This is a genomic window from Hyphomonas sp. (genome assembly GCF_017792385.1).
Classification (GTDB): Bacteria; Pseudomonadota; Alphaproteobacteria; order Caulobacterales; family Hyphomonadaceae; genus Hyphomonas.
Map to the genome: position 1 here is coordinate 2,367,244 of NZ_CP051230.1, position 16,399 is coordinate 2,383,642.

Annotated in this window: 15 protein-coding genes; 13 read left to right on the forward strand and 2 right to left on the reverse strand. The window is 60.0% G+C overall.

The window, feature by feature from the left end; all coding sequences use genetic code 11:
* The first annotated feature begins 30 nt into the window (after positions 1-30).
* The 12 genes from HF955_RS11650 to HF955_RS11705 all read left to right on the forward strand — a co-directional run bounded on the left by HF955_RS11650 (position 31) and on the right by HF955_RS11705 (position 12,733).
* Positions 31-981, forward strand: coding sequence for a helix-turn-helix domain-containing protein (locus HF955_RS11650; RefSeq protein WP_291075290.1), 951 nt, complete (start codon positions 31-33; stop codon positions 979-981).
* Between the two features lie 46 nt (positions 982-1,027).
* Positions 1,028-1,519, forward strand: a complete 492-nt coding sequence (locus HF955_RS11655) for a VOC family protein (protein ID WP_291075291.1) — start codon at positions 1,028-1,030, stop codon at positions 1,517-1,519.
* Positions 1,516-2,811, forward strand: coding sequence for an MFS transporter (locus tag HF955_RS11660; RefSeq protein ID WP_291075292.1), 1,296 nt, complete (start codon positions 1,516-1,518; stop codon positions 2,809-2,811). The genes HF955_RS11655 and HF955_RS11660 overlap by 4 nt, the downstream gene beginning before the upstream one ends.
* Positions 2,808-3,740 carry a ribokinase gene (locus HF955_RS11665; protein ID WP_291075293.1) on the forward strand — a complete coding sequence of 311 codons (933 nt, stop codon included), beginning with the start codon at positions 2,808-2,810 and terminating at the stop codon, positions 3,738-3,740. Before HF955_RS11660 ends, HF955_RS11665 begins: the two co-directional genes overlap by 4 nt.
* Positions 3,737-4,570, forward strand: a complete 834-nt coding sequence (locus HF955_RS11670) for an oxidoreductase (RefSeq protein WP_291075294.1) — start codon at positions 3,737-3,739, stop codon at positions 4,568-4,570. Before HF955_RS11665 ends, HF955_RS11670 begins: the two co-directional genes overlap by 4 nt.
* 117 nt (positions 4,571-4,687) lie before the next feature.
* Complete coding sequence (locus tag HF955_RS11675) at positions 4,688-5,767, forward strand: TauD/TfdA family dioxygenase (RefSeq protein ID WP_291075295.1); 1,080 nt, start codon at positions 4,688-4,690, stop codon at positions 5,765-5,767.
* A 25-nt stretch (positions 5,768-5,792) separates the two neighbouring features.
* Entirely contained in the window at positions 5,793-6,113 is a 321-nt protein-coding gene (locus HF955_RS11680; RefSeq protein ID WP_291075296.1) for a 2Fe-2S iron-sulfur cluster-binding protein, read from the forward strand.
* 103 nt (positions 6,114-6,216) lie between these two features.
* A complete protein-coding gene (locus HF955_RS11685; RefSeq protein ID WP_291075297.1) occupies positions 6,217-7,335 on the forward strand; it encodes an LLM class flavin-dependent oxidoreductase in 1,119 nt (372 codons plus the stop codon).
* On the forward strand, positions 7,336-8,016 hold the full coding sequence (locus tag HF955_RS11690) for a cysteine hydrolase (protein ID WP_291075298.1): 681 nt from the start codon (positions 7,336-7,338) through the stop codon (positions 8,014-8,016).
* 111 nt (positions 8,017-8,127) lie between these two features.
* Positions 8,128-9,384 (forward strand): CynX/NimT family MFS transporter, encoded by a 1,257-nt coding sequence (locus HF955_RS11695; protein ID WP_291075299.1) that lies wholly within the window; start codon positions 8,128-8,130, stop codon positions 9,382-9,384.
* 176 nt (positions 9,385-9,560) lie between these two features.
* On the forward strand, positions 9,561-11,858 hold the full coding sequence (locus tag HF955_RS11700) for a TonB-dependent receptor (protein WP_291075300.1): 2,298 nt from the start codon (positions 9,561-9,563) through the stop codon (positions 11,856-11,858).
* 98 nt (positions 11,859-11,956) lie between these two features.
* A complete protein-coding gene (locus HF955_RS11705; RefSeq protein ID WP_367279792.1) occupies positions 11,957-12,733 on the forward strand; it encodes a TauD/TfdA dioxygenase family protein in 777 nt (258 codons plus the stop codon).
* A 28-nt stretch (positions 12,734-12,761) separates the two neighbouring features.
* On the opposite strand, the gene HF955_RS11710 is transcribed toward HF955_RS11705, so the two are convergent.
* Together HF955_RS11710 and HF955_RS11715 are read right to left on the reverse strand one after the other, a co-directional pair.
* A complete protein-coding gene (locus tag HF955_RS11710) occupies positions 12,762-14,060 on the reverse strand; it encodes an alanine racemase (protein WP_291075302.1) in 1,299 nt (432 codons plus the stop codon).
* Complete coding sequence (locus tag HF955_RS11715; protein ID WP_291075303.1) at positions 14,053-15,480, reverse strand: D-arabinono-1,4-lactone oxidase; 1,428 nt, start codon at positions 15,478-15,480, stop codon at positions 14,053-14,055. The genes HF955_RS11710 and HF955_RS11715 overlap by 8 nt, the downstream gene beginning before the upstream one ends.
* A gap of 160 nt (positions 15,481-15,640) precedes the next feature.
* Here HF955_RS11715 and HF955_RS11720 point away from each other — a divergent pair, with 160 nt between their 5' ends.
* Positions 15,641-16,228 carry a TetR/AcrR family transcriptional regulator gene (locus HF955_RS11720; protein ID WP_291075304.1) on the forward strand — a complete coding sequence of 196 codons (588 nt, stop codon included), beginning with the start codon at positions 15,641-15,643 and terminating at the stop codon, positions 16,226-16,228.
* Positions 16,229-16,399 lie beyond the last annotated feature (171 nt).

Here is a 16,399-nt window from a genome sequence, read left to right on the forward strand (position 1 = left end):
GCCGAGCGCAATGCCGCTTGGGCAAACGCGATGCGACGTCTGAGGTTGCCCTTTGTCTCCGACCCGGCGGGGCAGCCGATTGACGGCCGGATGACCATTCAGTCATCGACCATGGGATTGCAGTTCGCGCGGATCGAATCCGGTCGCCAGGTGATCGATGGCCGTGAACTGGAACAGGGCGCGGGTCTCTGGCTTCTGGTGCTGCTGAAGGGACAGGCACGTTTCAGTGCGGATGGAGTTTCGGTGGACGTTGACCGGGACATGATCGTCTATGGGGCGACACGTCACGACTCCCGGCTGGAAGTGGGTGAAGACAATGCCATTCTGTTCGTGCGCATTCCGGCCGTGGCACTCGGCGGACGCCTGATCGCTCCGGCAAACTACAAGTCGGGGACGCTTGATGGACGATCCGGCACTGGGCGCATGCTGGTTGCCATGTTGCTCGTTCTGGCCGAAGAAATCGGCGACATCCCGGCACAGGAACTGCGCCCGGTCGAACTTGCGCTGATCGAACTGCTGACCTCCAAACTGCTGGGCATTGCGGGGGCGCGCTCGCTTGGCGGCGCGCGCGGTGCGCGGGCGGCGCATCTGCACAGGATCCAGCAAACGCTGGAAACCCTGCTCTGGGATCCGGACCTCAGCATTGTGAAGGCGGCCGATGAAGTTGGCGTTTCGCCACGATACCTGCAGCGCCTCTTCGCTGCGGACGGACGCAGTTTCAGCGGGTATCTCAAGCAGCGTCGGCTGGAGCGTTGTCACGCAGACCTGATCAGTCCACTGCATGCGCAGGAATCCATCTCTGAAGTGGCATTTCGCTGGGGATTCAGCAGTTCTGCGCATTTCAGCCGGAGCTTTCGGGAACACTTCGGCCTGTCTCCGCGCGAGCATCGGCGCAGCGGACTGGCCAATCGGGCGCAGGACGAAACGGAGATCAACAAATTGTGGGGCGAGTATCAAGAGTTTGCGCGGGGGCGCGTCTAGTCAGGAAATGCCCGCAGAAACCGGAAAGTAAGTGTAAGGAATTTATATGTCATACCCGAATACTCTCATCTTCGTCGACCTGATGTCCGACGATCCCGTGGCGGCCGGAAAATTCTATGCCGAGGTCATGGGGTGGGAAGATGATGTGCGCATGGACGGGCAATACTGTCGCATGGTGCCCGGCGGAAACTTCCGAAATCCTGATGGTTCGGACAGCGAAATCGGAAACCTGCACATCGGTATCGGCGATGTCCGGAATCTGAGGCCGAATCCGGACCCGGATGGTGTTGAACCCCGCGCATTGACGACAGAGACCCGCACGTCCCGTTTGTGGGTGCTGGTGAGCGAGGATGACTCGATCGACCGTATTATGTCCGCGGCGGAAGCCCGTGGTGCCAAGACCCTCTGGCGAAATCACTACTGGAAAGAGTTCAACGGCTTCAACGATTCCTTCCAGGATCCGTGGGGCAATCAGATCATTCTGTGGCGCAAGGGCGGGCCGGACCCCGTCATTCCGGAAGGATACACAAGCGAATGACGCAACTGGCTGACGTGGACGCAATGATGCAGCAGCGATCATCCGGCAAGCTGGGTGTCGTTGTCGCAGCAACTGTCGGCAACATCGTCAGCACAACGCCGGCCGTCAGCGCAGTCTTCAGCCTGTTCCTCGTCCCCATTTCAACGGAATTCGGCTGGCCCAGGGCGGTTGTCTCGGGTGTCCTGCTGCTGACGGCTGTCATGTCCGCGATCATCTATCCTGTCGCCGGACGGCTGTCGGACAAATTGGGGTCCCGTCGGATCATCTTGCTGGGGAATGCATTGTTCGCGCCGGCAATTGCGGCGCTGGCACTGTCAAATGGTTCAGTGCTCCAATTCTATGCGCTGTTTGCGCTTGTGGGCGCAGCCGGGGCAATTCCTTCGACTCCCGCCTATTCGAAAGTGATTTCCGAATGGTTCGACGAAAAGCGGGGCCTGATGCTGGGAGTTGCGGCCGGGTTCGGAAATGGTCTGGGCTCGACCCTCATGCCCATTGTGGCAGGTTTGATGCTCGTCCAGTTCGGGTGGCGCGGCGCCTATGTCGGAATCGGCCTGATCGTGTTCTGGCTGGGCTTTCCGACACTGTTTGTCTTGCTCAAGGACGCTCCGGCCCGCTTGGCGGCAATCAAGGACAGCAACGACGGCGCACCACCTGCCGGCGCGGCGACCGAGGCGCTTTCAGGACACCGGCTCGACGAGGCAGTTGCAACGCGCGTCTTCTGGGTCCTGATGGCGGCTGTTGCATTGGGCGCGGGATGCATGACAGCCATTTTCACCCATGTCGTGCCGATGCTGATGGATCGCAGCATTCCGCTGCAATCTGCCACCCTCGCCATCAGCATCTTTGCGCTGGTGACCGCGGGCTGGCAGGTGATGACCGGCTATCTGCTCGACCGGTTCTATACGCCGAAGGTGGCGGTTCCGATGTTCGCGGCGGCCATACTTGGCCTGCTCTGCTTTCAGTATGGCGGCTCCATGCCGATTATCTATCTCGGGGCGGCGCTGATGGGGATTGGGCTGGGTGCAGAGTTTGGCTGTCTGTCCTATTTCGTTTCACGCTATTTCGGATTGAGGTCATTTGGTTCCATCATTGGCGTCTTCTATTCCGTCGTGATCATCTTCCAGGGCGGTGCGCCGGTGCTGATGGATGTCGGCTTTGACCTCACCGGAAGCTATGTCACTTCGGTCTGGGTTCTGGCGGGTCTCCTGCTCGTCGGAACGCTGCTGATTGTTTTGCTGCCCGAGTTTGACTCGCAGGGGCCTGAAAAGGGCGAGGAGGCAATTGGCGCATGAGCGAACTGGCAATTCTGGGAAGCGTTAATCTCGACACTGTGATGCGCGTGACAGCGTTGCCGCGTCCGGGCGAAACAATTTCAGCGCACAGCGTGGAGCAATTCCTCGGCGGCAAGGGCGCAAACCAGGCCGTCAGCGCCGCACGGTCGGGAGCGGACCTGACATTCCATGCCTGTGTTGGAGAGGGGGCAGATGGGGCGTGGCTGGTGAGCGAGCTTCAGGCTCATTCCGTCCCGACAGAACATGTTTCCATTGTGCCGGGTGAGGCAAGTGGCCGGGCCTATGTCTGCGTGGACGAGGCGGGTGAAAATCACGTCATCGTGGCGGCAGGGGCAAATGCCCGACTGGAAATCGACAAACCTGATCGCAGTCCGGTCCGGATCGTGTTGGCGCAACTGGAAACACCGATCGAAACCACGCGGGCATTTTTCCAGAGCCATATCGAATCCGGGGCGAGGACTGTCCTGAACGCAGCTCCGGCCGTTCAGGCGGCAGGCGAGACGCTTTTTCCCCTTGTCGACATTCTTGTCGTGAACGAGTCCGAACTGGCCTATTACACAGGGATTGAAACCCTGCCGGAGGATATTGAGGAAATTACCCGGCTCGCCCGGACGCTGTTGTGCCGCAAGGATCAGGTCATTGTGGTGACCTGCGGCGCTGCCGGGGCCCTGGCGATCAGTCAGACACGTCTCGACGTCACGCCGGCGCGACGCACCCGGGCTCGGGACACGACCGGGTCGGGGGACTGTTTCTGCGGCGCCTTGTGCGCACGTCTCGCAATGGGAGACACGCTGGCCAATGCGATGCGGTATGCATCCATAGCGGCGTCGCTGTCGGTTGAACGCGATGGCGCCGCGGCGTCCATGCCGACGCGGGAAGATGTGCAGCTCATCATGTTCGAGATGAACCCCGAGGAGGTATCCGGATGAAAACCTGGCTGATCACAGGAGTTGGCAAGGGACTGGGTAGGCAACTGGCCAGTCAGTTGCTGGAACAGGGTGACCGGGTGGTCGGTACGGTCCGGACGCAGACGGATGAGGACGCGCTTTCCGCGTTGTCTGCAGATCGGGCGACTCCACTGCAAATCGATGTCACTCGGTTTGAAGAGATCCCCGGCAAGATTGCCGAAATCGAGACCCGGATCGGCCACATCGACATACTTGTCAACAATGCCGGTTTCGGCCTGACAGGTGCGATCGAGGAAACTCCGATTGAAGATGTGAAGTCCCTGTTCGACGTCAATTTTCTCGGCACGATTGCGATGATCCAGGCGGTACTTCCGGGAATGCGGCGCCGCCGGGCCGGCCACATCATCAACGTGTCTTCGGTCAGTGGATTGGCTCCGTGGGCCGGCACCGGCATCTACGGCGCCAGCAAATATGCGGTGGAATGCCTGGGACAGACCCTCGCCGAGGAAGTCGCTCCTCTGGGCATTCATGTCACCAATGTCGCGCCCGGAGGTATGCGAACCGATTTTGCTGGCGGATCGCTGCGCGCCATTGAGCCTTCCATCTCCGACTATGAGACAACGGCGCACGTCGCGCATGGCGTCCTGACGGACGGTATGGGACAGGAGCCCAGTTCGCCGGAGAAGATTGCCCGGGCCATCTCGCAGCTGGTGGAAATGGATGTGCCGCCGCGCCTGCTGTTGCTGGGGAGCGATGCCTACAAGTACGCAACATATCATTTGAAAAGCCAACTGGATGGCATCGAGGCCTTCCGGGACCTGACCCTTTCGGTGTCCGCGGAGACGGTGTGATGGCCTGCCCGCCAACAGAAGCCGGGACAAGAAATCATGTCCCGCCGTGCAAGACCGGGCAGGGAGGAAGACCTACTGTGCGGGCAGGGACACAAAGACGACATTTCGGAGATCAACATGACGACTGAAACCATCTGCAAACCGGTCACGACCGAGGCAGCCTGGCGCGGCGACGCGATCAAGGCGGGTGAGACGTGGATCTACCACCTGTCAGAAGCGCAGATCGAAGAACTGGAACGGCTTGGAGCGAAGTTCGTGAATGATGATCCGGACCTGCGGTTCGTGCAGGCGTCCGACTATCCCCTGGAGGCCTGCGCCGAGGCCATTGTCGAATGGGGCGCGGACGTCGACACCGGCCGCGGGTTCGTACTAGTGCGCGGGCTGCGCACGCATCTCTATTCCGATGCGCTGTCATCCGCGATCTATTACATCCTCGGGCTGCATATGGGCGATCCCATTCGACAGAACGAGATGGGAGATCTGATCGACCATATCTATGCAACCTCGGACAAGACGATGGACGACCCGACAGCCCTGTCATCAAAGGTTCGGGACAAGCTGGTCTATCATTCGGACAGTTCCGATGTCGTGGCGCTGATGTGCCTTCGGCCTGCCAAGGCGGGCGGTGCATCATGCCTGGTGTCGGGCGCTGAAATCTACAATGAGATCCTCCGCCGACGTCCGGATCTCGCGCCGCTCCTGCTTGAGCCGTTCCATTGGGATTGGCGCCGGCAGGATCACAATGCGCCCGCGAACACCTATACATCGCCGGTGATCAGCATCGAGGAGGGGGTCTTCAGCATGTATGCCGGGTCGCTCTACATCCTGACAGCTCAGGAGTATCCGGGCGTTCCGGAATTGACGGATGCCCAGAAGGAGGTGCTCGCCCTGTTCGATGAGATCACCTATGAGCCGGGCATGGCGATCGACATGGATTTCCGTCCGGGGGATATCCAGTGGCTGTCCAATTATGCGGCCCTTCATTCCCGTACCGAGTTCTTTGATCACCCGGAACCGCAACGGAAACGCCATCTTCTGCGCCTCTGGCTAAGTCGAGACGCTGGCCGCCCGGTCGTGGACGGGTTTGGCAAGAATGGCGTGGTTCAGGTGCGTGAGAAGCCGCGTGAGGGCGTTGACGATGAAACCGTCGGAAAATTCCGGATCGCGGATGCTGCCGTGCCCAGAATGATTTCCTGATCGCGTACCAGCTGGAGAGTACGGAATGCCAGAATTGCGGATTGTCAAACGATGCGGTGAAGAGGCGGTCATTGAGGCCACAACCGGCCACAGTGTCATGGAGGCCATCTCTTCCTCCGGTGTCGAAGACATTGCCGCCATTTGCGGAGGCGCCTGTGCCTGCGCGACCTGCCATGTCTATGTCTCAGACGAGTTTCGGGATCTGGCGGGTGGCCCATCGGAATCGGAGAAGGAGTTGCTGGATTTCTCCGAGAACGCTCGTCCCGGATCACGACTGTCCTGTCAGATCATCATGACGGAAGAGCTGTCCGGTCTGTGCGTCGAGGTGGCTCCCGAAGAGATGTAAGCGCGGGCCGCAGGGGCGCTGGTCAATAGTTGAGGCGCGAGAAATCAAGAACCGGGCGCGCCTGCCGGATCATAATCCGGTATCGAAATGAGGGAATGAAGACATGTCGCAGCCAATTGCTCCAACCAAGTTCGATTTGCCGTCCGATTCCGGTGGCAAGGATCTGGGCATCTTCATGCCGATCGCGAATGGTGGATGGATCCTCTCCCGGAACAAGCCGGAGCTGGACGGGTCCTACGCCTATAACCGCAAAGTGGCCGTGCTGGCGGAAGAGCTGGGCTATGACTTCATCATGTCCATGGCAAAGTATCGCGGCTATGGCGGTGAGACGGAGCACTGGAACTCGACACTGGATGCGACAGTGACGATGGCCGCACTGGCGGAAGTCACCAAGACCGTGAAAGTCTGGACCACCGTGCACACCATTCTCCAGAATCCGGGAACGGTGGCAAAGATGGTGGCCACGCTCGACCAGGTATCGAAAGGTCGGGCCGGGCTGAACGTGGTAACCGGCTCCTACAAGGGCGAATTCTCCCAGATGGGAATGTGGCCGGAAGGTGTGGACCATGATGCCCGCTACGATCTGGCTGAAGAATGGATCCAGGCGATCAAGGGCCTCTGGACCCAGCCCTCTGTTACGATGAACGGCAAGTATTTCCAGCTGGACGACTGTGTGTCCGACCCCAAACCTTCGACCAAACCCTTCCTAGTCTGCGCCGGTACGTCGGAAAAGGGAATGCGCTTCAGCGCCAATGAGATGGATGCCATCTTCCTGTCCGGCGATGCGCCCGATGTGCTGGCCAAGGCCAGCAACAAGGTCAAGGGGATTGCGGCCGACATGGGGCGCTATATTCGCACCTATGCCATGATGACAGTCGTCCTCGGCGAAACCGATGCAGAAGCCAAGGCCACTGCGGAACACTATCGCGACGGTCTGGACGAGGAAGCCCTGCGCGGAATGATGCGGGCCTATGGCTTCCTTGATGCCGAGATCGGCAAGGAAAACGCGTTTGTGAAGAAGTCGCGCTCATCCTTCATGGCGCCGCATGTGGCAGGGGCGCCGGATACGGTTGTCGAGCGGCTCTCGGAACAGCTTGAAGTGTCCGGTCTGGACGGATTGATGCTGATCTTCCCGGACTATCTTGAAGGCATGCCGACCTTTGCGGCGGAAGTCCTGCCGAAACTCCGCGCAAAATTCCCGGCCCTCGCAGGAGCAGCCTGAATGCCAAGCCTGCCTGCCGCCACAGCCTTGCCGCATGCGTCGGAACCGCTCCTGAAGGACATCTTGGTGCCATCGCGCACCGCACTGCTTCTGATTGATGTACAGGTGGATTTCGTGTCGCCGGACGGCGTGATCGGACAGGCAGGCGTTGATCTTGCGCCAGCCCATCGCGCGATGGATCAGATGGAGCGCCTGCGCAACGCGGCCAGATCCGCCGGGGTTCTGGTAGGGTTCCTGAAGGTCGTGACCCGGGAAGAAACCGATTCCTCTGCACTTAAAAATCTCTACGCCCGGCGCGGCCAGCCTGGCCAGCACGCCATCTGCCGCGCCGATCAGCCGGGGTCTGACTATTATCGGCTCTCACCGGACGCAGGAGAGCTTGATGTCAGCAAGGTGCTGTTCGATGGTTTCCACGAAACCGACCTGGAACAGCAGCTGAGGGCGCGCGGCATCGATACGGTGCTGGTGACCGGCGTGACCACGGATTGCTGTGTTGATCAGACGGCGCGCGCAGCGTTTCACCGGGATTTCAACGTCATTGTCGTGTCGGATGCCTGCGCCGCCTATGATGAGGCCCTTCACATTGCCGGCCTGATGGCGCTGGAGAAGAATTGCGCCTTGCTGGCAGACACCGCCTCCATTCTGGCAGCCTGGGCGCCGGGCACAGCCGGAAACGCCTGACCCGCCCCGAGTTTCAGGCGCTGTCAAACACTGAGGGCGCTCACCGACAATAAAGTCCGGCCGGAATATGAGATCACTTCCTGTGTGTTCTCAGGCAGCGGGATGGCGGCGATGTTTCGGAAATGGGCGGTCTTCGCCATTCTGGTAAGTGGGTTTTTCGTTCTGAACGCCAGCACATTCGCCTCGCTCGGGGTCGTGCTGTTTGTGATGGCGGACGATCTGGGCTGGAGCTACACGTCAGCCGGGCTGGGGTTCACTGTACTTGGTCTGGCGGTGGGGCTGACCAGTTTCCTGCCGGCGGTGCTGTTGCAGCGTATCGGCGCCCGTCGAACGTTCACGCTCGGCTTTGCCAGCGTGGCGCTTGGTTTTGCCTTCGCCAGCGCCAGCAACGGGATTGGCCCCTTTTTCGCGGCCATGTGCCTTGTCGGGGCAGGGTTTTCACTCGCCGGAAATGTCACGGCGGTCTGGTTGATCGGGGAATGGTTCCCGCTCCGGACGGGGCGGATGATCGGGCTCTATCTGATGCTGGGCGGTATCGGCGACATCGTTGGGCCGAGTCTCAGCCACTATCTGATCGAATGGACCAGTTGGCGGGTGAACTGGATGATCCTGGCCAGTGTTTGCGGCGTTTTGATCCTGCTCGGCGCGGTGCTGATCCCGGGCGGGTCGCGCCACTCGAATGCCACCGCGGCAGAAGAGGGTGAGCCGCACGGGCGCCAGGAGACAGGTACGGACACGCTCCCCTGGACGAAGGCCTTCATGCGGCCCCTGTTCCTGATCATCGCTGCGGCCATCACTTTCAATCTTGCCTGTGTGACCACGGTCCACTCCATGGCAGTCAGCCACCTCAAGCTGCTTGGCCTGTCGCCGGCAATGGGCGCTCTGGGGCTCAGCTTCATGGCCTTCGTCTCTCTGGCCTTCAAGGGCCTGGCCGGGCCATTGTGCGAGCGCTTTTCCTCACGCCACATGCTGGCCGCCAGCATGGCGCTGCAGGCTGTTGGGATCGTTCTGTTCGCCATTGCCGGTCATCCGGGCATAGTGCTGGTGTCCTCGCTGCTGTTCGGCGCGGGATGGGGCATTACGGTCGTGGCCACGATGGTCCTGCTTGTCGAGTGTTTTGGTCGCGTGCTGGGTGCCCAATTGCTGGGCGTCTCCCACCAGATTTCATCAATCGCCGCATTCGGGCCATTGGCCGCCGGGATGGCCGCTGACAAGGTTGGGTCATTCGCGCCGGTATTCTTTGCATTTGCTGTGGCTCTGGGCGCACTGGCCTTGCTGGTCCAGATCCTGCGGGATCCGGAACTGTCGGGACCGGTGCGTGCGGCGGACGCTCCAGAGCCTGAGGATGTCGGCGCAGTCAAGGCGTGAGCCCGGGCGGCCGGGTGGAAACAACTTGTTGGTGTGTGTGAAGAGTATGTTTCGTGTGTCAGGGGTGTCAGGGTTTGCAACTATTTTGGCGCTCCAAATCAAGTCAGGACGCAAACCCGAATCTAGCGTGAGATATCGCAGAATTTGTGATTGTCTTCAGCTTGAGGGGTAATGTCATGGGTCGGAACAAAAAGAACGGAATGAAGTACGGGGCTGCGTTTGTGGCCATGAGTGTTGCCTTGCTGCAGGGAGGTGTCGCGTTTGCCGATGATGCGGCGGGCGATGAGGATGACATCCGCAACATGAATCAGATTACCGTTTACGGAGAAAAGCGGGAAACCACACTTCAGGACGCGCCAATCGCGCTCAGCGCCATCACGGGCGATATCCTGGATCAGGCAGGGATCACGGATCCGAGTCAGCTGAACGGATATGTTCCAGGCCTCATGATCACGAAAAGTGGCGGGTCGGAACGTATCGTCACCATTCGCGGCGTCGGCCAGCAAACCCCAGAGAATTTCGCGACCATCCCAGGCGTGTCTTTCCATGTCGATGGCGCCTTCCTGCCAAACTCGATCGCGTTGAACATGGGCTTTTTCGACGTGGACCGTATCGAAGTGCTCAGAGGCCCGCAGGGCACCGTGTTCGGGCAGAGTTCAACCGGCGGCTCGATCAATGTCATCACCAACCAGCCAACTCTGGGTGAGTCCAAGGGCACATTCAAGGCGACGCTGGGCGATTACAATTACGTTCAGGGATTTGCCTCCTACAATGTGCCGATTGGTGAAACGGCCGCCATTCGCGGTTCGGTCCAGCAGACGTCACATGATGGCTATGCCACGGCGACCAGCATCGATGGCGGCTATGAGCTGGATGATGCCGACAATGAGCATTATCGTATCGCTGGGTTGTGGGAGCCGACGGACAAATTGTCCACGACGCTCTCCTATACGCTCTATAACGACAAGCATAATGGCGGTGCGCTGAAGAATATCGAGGACCCAAATCCGGATATCCGCGAGTTGACCCAGGACCATCCGGCCAAGTTCAAGCTGCGTTCCGAACTGGCGACCTTCAACGCATCCTATGAGCTGCCATTCGCGACACTGAAATCTGTCACGAGCTATCAGGATCTGACGCACGACCAGTCCTTTGACGCTGACCGGCTCGATGTCGCGACCTATGGCGGCTACGACCATGTTGCGACCTGGGCGACCGACGCCGAGACCTTCATGGAAGAGTTGACGATCAGTTCGCTTGCGGATTCACCGATCGACTGGATTGCCGGGGTCTTCTATTCCAACACGGACTCGGCGCAGTATGTGGTGGAGTATCGGGAGCTCGGCGTGACTGCAGTTCCTGCGCTTCCGGTATTGCCGAAGGATACCACGCCGGCGGAAATTCCAGGCAATCTGGCCTACGAGAACATCTCGACGGTGAACCGGGAATCGATCGCGCCATTCTTCCAGGTCACCGTGCCGGTCATGGCAAACCTGAATGCCACACTCGGTGCGCGGTACAATGACGACAAGTATGAGGGCGAAGGCGCCTCCTACTATGCGACGCCGACGCAGAGTTCCTTTGATACACAGACATGGACCGGCAAGGTCGGGCTCGACTATGATGTGTCTGAAGACTCCATGCTCTATGCAAGCTGGTCGCGCGGCTACAAGCCGGGTGGTCTGAACGGGGGCTCTTCCGGTGCCTTGACCGTGTCGACCACGTATGACGAGGAAATCGTCGAAGCCATCGAATTCGGATCGAAGAACACGTTCCTTGATGGCCGGGCGACCCTCAACGCCTCCATCTTCTTCAACCAGTATGAAAACATGCAGTTCATCGAGGAAGATCCGATCCCGTATTCCGGCGGCATCGGCAACATTCCCGAAGCCGAAACCTACGGGCTGGAACTGGAAGGCAGTTTCCTGACGTTCAATGACCAGCTCATGCTGGGCGGCAACATGGCGATGCTCGATGGCGAAGTGACGGCGGATTATGAGGCGCTGGATCGCCGCCTTGCGGATGCCGCAGCGGCCGAGGCGGTCGGCACCGGCACCATCTATCCCTGGACCTATGACTGGTTCCTCGCGCGGCAATCCGCTGCGGTTCAGGTGAAAGGCAATACGCCGCCCAACCTCGCGGACCTGACCTACAATCTTTATGCCGCCTGGTTCCAGCCGATCGGCGATCATGGCGAACTGACGTCCCGGATCGAGAATGTGTATGTCGGGGAATACGAGGCGCGGATCTTCAACACGGATGGGGCGGATGATGTGCCGTCCTACAGCCTCTGGAATGCCTACTTCCAGTATCAGCCGAATGACGAGCCGTGGTTCGTGTCAGCGTCCATCACCAATATTGGTGATGAAGAAGGCATCTCCGGCCGGTTCGTTGATCCGTATTCGAGCGGTACTGTCAGCAATGAATATGTCCCGCCACGCCAATTGCTCGTCACCTTCGGGTTCGAGTTCTGAGGGCAGCCGGGACCGCGTGAAAGAAGGATATGAACGTGTCGGAATTTGATGGCGACAAGGATTACGAGCATTTCACCGCACATCGGGTGACGCCATATATGGGGGCCGAGCTGGACGGGATCGATCTGACCCGGCCCCTGACTTCCGGACAGGCGGAGGAGTTGCAGGATGCCCTGGCACGGTTCCAGGTCATCTTCTTCCGGGACCAGGAGATCAGTCACGACGCCCACAAGGCGCTTGGTCTCCTGTTCGGGCCTCTGGCCATTCATTCCGCAGTCGCCGGCATTGAAGGGCATCCCGAGATCGTTGCCATTCACGCAGATGCCAATTCGAAATATGTGGCGGGCGAAAGCTGGCATTCCGATCTCAGCGCTGACGAGGCGCCGCCGCTGGGCAGCATTCTCTATCTCCACACTGTGCCCCCCACTGGCGGGGACACGATGTTCTCCAGCATGTACAAGGCATATGACGCCCTGTCGGATCGGATGAAAGCCTATCTTGCGGGGCTGGAGGCCGTACATGATGCCAATCCGGTCTATCACGCGCTGTTCAAGGACTATGACAAGCGCTATCCGGTTGCCACGCATCCCGTGATCCGCAAGCATCCGGTGACCGGCAAGAAATGCCTGTTCGTGAACTCGTCCTACACGACCCGGATCGAGGGTCTGTCGGATGAGGAAAGCCGGGCGATCCTGACTTTCCTGTTTGACCATGTGAAAAATCCGAACTTTCAGGTCCGGTTCCGCTGGCAGCCCCATTCCATTGCTTTCTGGGACAATCGGGCCGTCCAGCACCTGGCCGTCTGGGATTACTTCCCCCAGGTCAGGTCCGGTTATCGGGTCACCATTTCAGGGGAGAAGCCTGTCGGAGCCTGACATCGGCGATGCCTGTCCTGAGGACGGGTCAGGCCGAGGCTTCAAAGACAGGCCACCGCGCGACGATCTCACCCTGTTCGTACACGGCAATATCACCGAACTGCAGGAACACGGCTTCGCTCTGATGCGGGCGGAAGAAGACGAATTCGTCGGGACTGATCTCCAGTTCCGGACCACCATTCAGCATTTCCTGGTTCGAGGAGCGGCCAAACGTGGAATTGTAGGACAGGCCGGGCGGGTCGACCGGATCGGCCAGCCAGTGTCCGCCATAGATGAAGACTGTCTTCGTGCTGTTGGGATTCCATGCGCGCTGGGCACCTTCCGCGAACTCCATGCCGGGCAGTTGCGTGCGGTCGAGCGACTTGATCACCGGCGTGGCGATGAAGCTTGCCGGAAGATGCGGCTCCAGCAGTTCAGAGTCGAAATGGGTCGGTTTCACGAGGCATGACCCGGCCGAGATCTCATTGGCCAGCAATGTGTCCTGATAGTAGCGGTAGGTGGGGCTTCCTGCAGCATTCCGGGTCATCTGCGCCACTTCTGCTGCGCCGAACAGGTCAGATGCCTGCCCGAGACAGTCACGATAGGCCCTCCAGGCCGCCTGTTTGGCCCGTTCGCGCCACCCCATCGCAGACGGCAGGACCGGTAGATGGGGTTCGTAGCCCATGAAACCGGAGAAGCTCAATTCGGGTGTTTCGGCCAGGGCCTGAAGCACCTGCTGCAGGTCAGATCCCGGCACGAATCCGCCGCGATGCAGGCCAACATCGAGTTCCAGATTGATGCGGAGAGTGTTCCCCGTGGCCCGGGCAAGCTGGCGATACTGTTCCAGACGGTGTGGCGTGTCGATCAGCCATTGGACGTTTCCAGCCGCTTCGGCGCGATCTGCAGGCAATTGATCAAAATAGGATTTTGCGGCTGCGACGGGCAAAGGCTTTCCAAGAAGCTGATCCGCATCAGGCATGTCCCGGCTCAACGCACTGAGCATGGGCTGGTTGAATGTCATCAACCGGTCAGTTTCGGCGCGGTCCCGAATATGGGCTATGAGGGGCAGTGAGGGCAGGGATTTCGCCACGATGCGATATCCCATGTCGGCGGGCAAATGTGCCTTGAGGGTGTCGATATTCCGGTTCAGCCGGTCCCGGTCGATGACCAGCGTCGGGGTTGCAATGCCGGCGCGCATGAGGGCAGCCTGCATGTCGAGAAAATAGGATTCGCGCGGTCCGCTCTTGTCGCCAGGTTTTTGTACCATCACGGTCACTCCCACAGCGCCCGCTCCTGCCAGCATCAATTGGCGCCGGTTCAGGACGGGACGTTTCAGCCAGTCAGGCATCGAAGGCTTCCCCGAACAGGGTTGCCAGATGCGGGTTCAGAAATTTTCCGGTCGGGTCGAGTTGCCGGCGCACGTCCAGGAACCGGTCGAAGTCCGGATAGAGGGCAGCCAGGTCTTCCCGGCCGAGGGAATGATGCTTGCCCCAGTGTGGACGGCCCCCGCGCGAGAGATAGAGGGGTTGAAACTCGTCAAAGAAATAATCGTAGCGCTCGTCCACGGCGGCGTGGATCGCGATCGAGGCGCGCGGCCCTCCCTGGAACGGGCTGAGCCACGCTGTGTCCGGGGCGATGTGCCGGTACTCCACTGGCCAATACGCATCGCCGCGCCGATCCAGCATCCTGATCACTTCCCTTACCGTGCGCGGACCTTCCTCGCGAGGCAGATGAAACTCCATTTCATTGAACCGGATCGGCCGTGTCGTTGCGAGCAGTTCATGAGACCAGCCGACATGATCCTCCAGCACGCCGGTTGGCAAATTGGCCTGCGCGATGCGACGCCGGAGCCATGGGGCCCATCCCAATTCGTCCCGCAATTGCTTGAGCGCATCCATCGTCTCGTCATCGGCGCTCTCGGGGGCCTCGGAAACAGGTGCATCGGTTTCGTCATGGGTGATGGACAGGGCAAGGCCGGTACCCGGCAGGTAGAAGAACTCGAAATTCCTGTGCTGCGGCGCCCTTGCTTCAATGCTGTCGATCAGATCGTCGATCTTTTCCACCGTCGCCCGGCGCCTCAGCCTGTAGGCTGGCAGCGTCTTCAAACGGTATTCCGTGATGATGCCGAGCGCGCCGAGAGATACTTTTCCGGCCTCGAACAAATCGGGATGGGACTCGGCAGAGACATCAATCACGTCGCCATCGGCGGTGATCAGACGAAACCCCGTAATGTGATCGTGCAGGGCGGGCAGGGTCTCGCCCGTTCCGTGTGTGGCCGTGGAGAAAGCGCCTGCAAGGGTCTGGACATCGATGTCCGGCAGGTTCTGAAAGGCGCGCCCCTGCGCAGCGAGCGCCCCGGAGGCTTCGAACATCAGTGTTCCAGAGCCAAAACGGGCCTCATGCGTTTCCGGGTCGAGTGACTTCAGGCCACTGAAATAATTGCTTTGCAGGATGTACCCGTCCGAGGGGGCCAGCGCCGAAAAGGAATGCCCGCTACCCACAGGGCGTATCCTGTGCGCACTGGCCCGAACGAATTCGGCGAGGTCGGCTTCTGTCCGGGGCGTTACCAGATCGCGCGGCGTGGCGCGTTGGGCCCCCGACCAGTTCATCCAGTTGACCCGTCCATCCGGTGGGGCCGGGGCTGTTGGCGTATAGCCATCCCGCGTGAAATCACGTGCGTCCCAGCGGAGCTTCAGTGCGGCGGGAACCCCGACCAGGGCCGCAAGTGCGCCGCCGCCAAACATCATGGTTCGACGGGATATCTTCATGGCTTCCTCCCAAAAAATAGCTTATGCTATTGAAATGACCTGTCAAATGGATTGTGACCGGACGGGTTTGGAGATTCGAGTGGCGGGCTGAGCGATGGCCTGCCTCCATTGTGGACCAGAGGAGCCCGAGCCTGCCGTGCCGAAACACGCCATCCGGACAATGCCCAAGCAAGCCCGCGCGAAGGAAACCTATGAACGGATCCTTGCGGCATCCCAGGAGCTGCTTGCCGAATCCGGCATTGAGGGGTTCAATTCAAACGCCATTGTCGAGCGCGCGGGGATGACGCCACCAGCGCTCTATCGCTGGTTTCCGAACAAGCACGCAATTTTGGAGGAATTGGGCACGCGCCTGATGGATGCCCAGAATGATGTTGCATCTGAATATCTGGAGTCTTTCGGGCGGGACGGTATGCCACTCCCGGATACAGTGCGCGCCATCCTGGATGACACGCTGGACGTGACGTTGGAATTCGTGGGCGGCCACGCAATGATGGTCTGCCTGCGGGCCATGCCGGCGCTGGGGCATATCCGGCTGGAGTCGCATGATGCGGTGGCCTCAGCCCTGTCGGACCGCATCCAGCGCCTTGGGCTTGAGCAGGCGTCCGAATTGTTGACGGCGCGGTGTCGCCTCGTCGTTGAACTCGGCTATGCTGCAATAGAGATGCTGCTTGAGACGGGGCTCGAGCGACGTCGCCTGATGCTGGACAGCGCCGCAATGGCCTGTGTCGCAGCGCTCGACATCACTTGAGCGTACGTCAACTGCTCGGGAAGCGGCCAGTCTGTCATAGTATGGGCCATCCACGCCTGTTTGACGGGCAGTCTGGCGGGAATGACCGCCAAGCCAATCCGGATGTCCGCAAAGGTCTCCACTTCGAGTTGCCCTCGAGCGCCAGTGTAATTATGGTCTGAACGGTGTGGG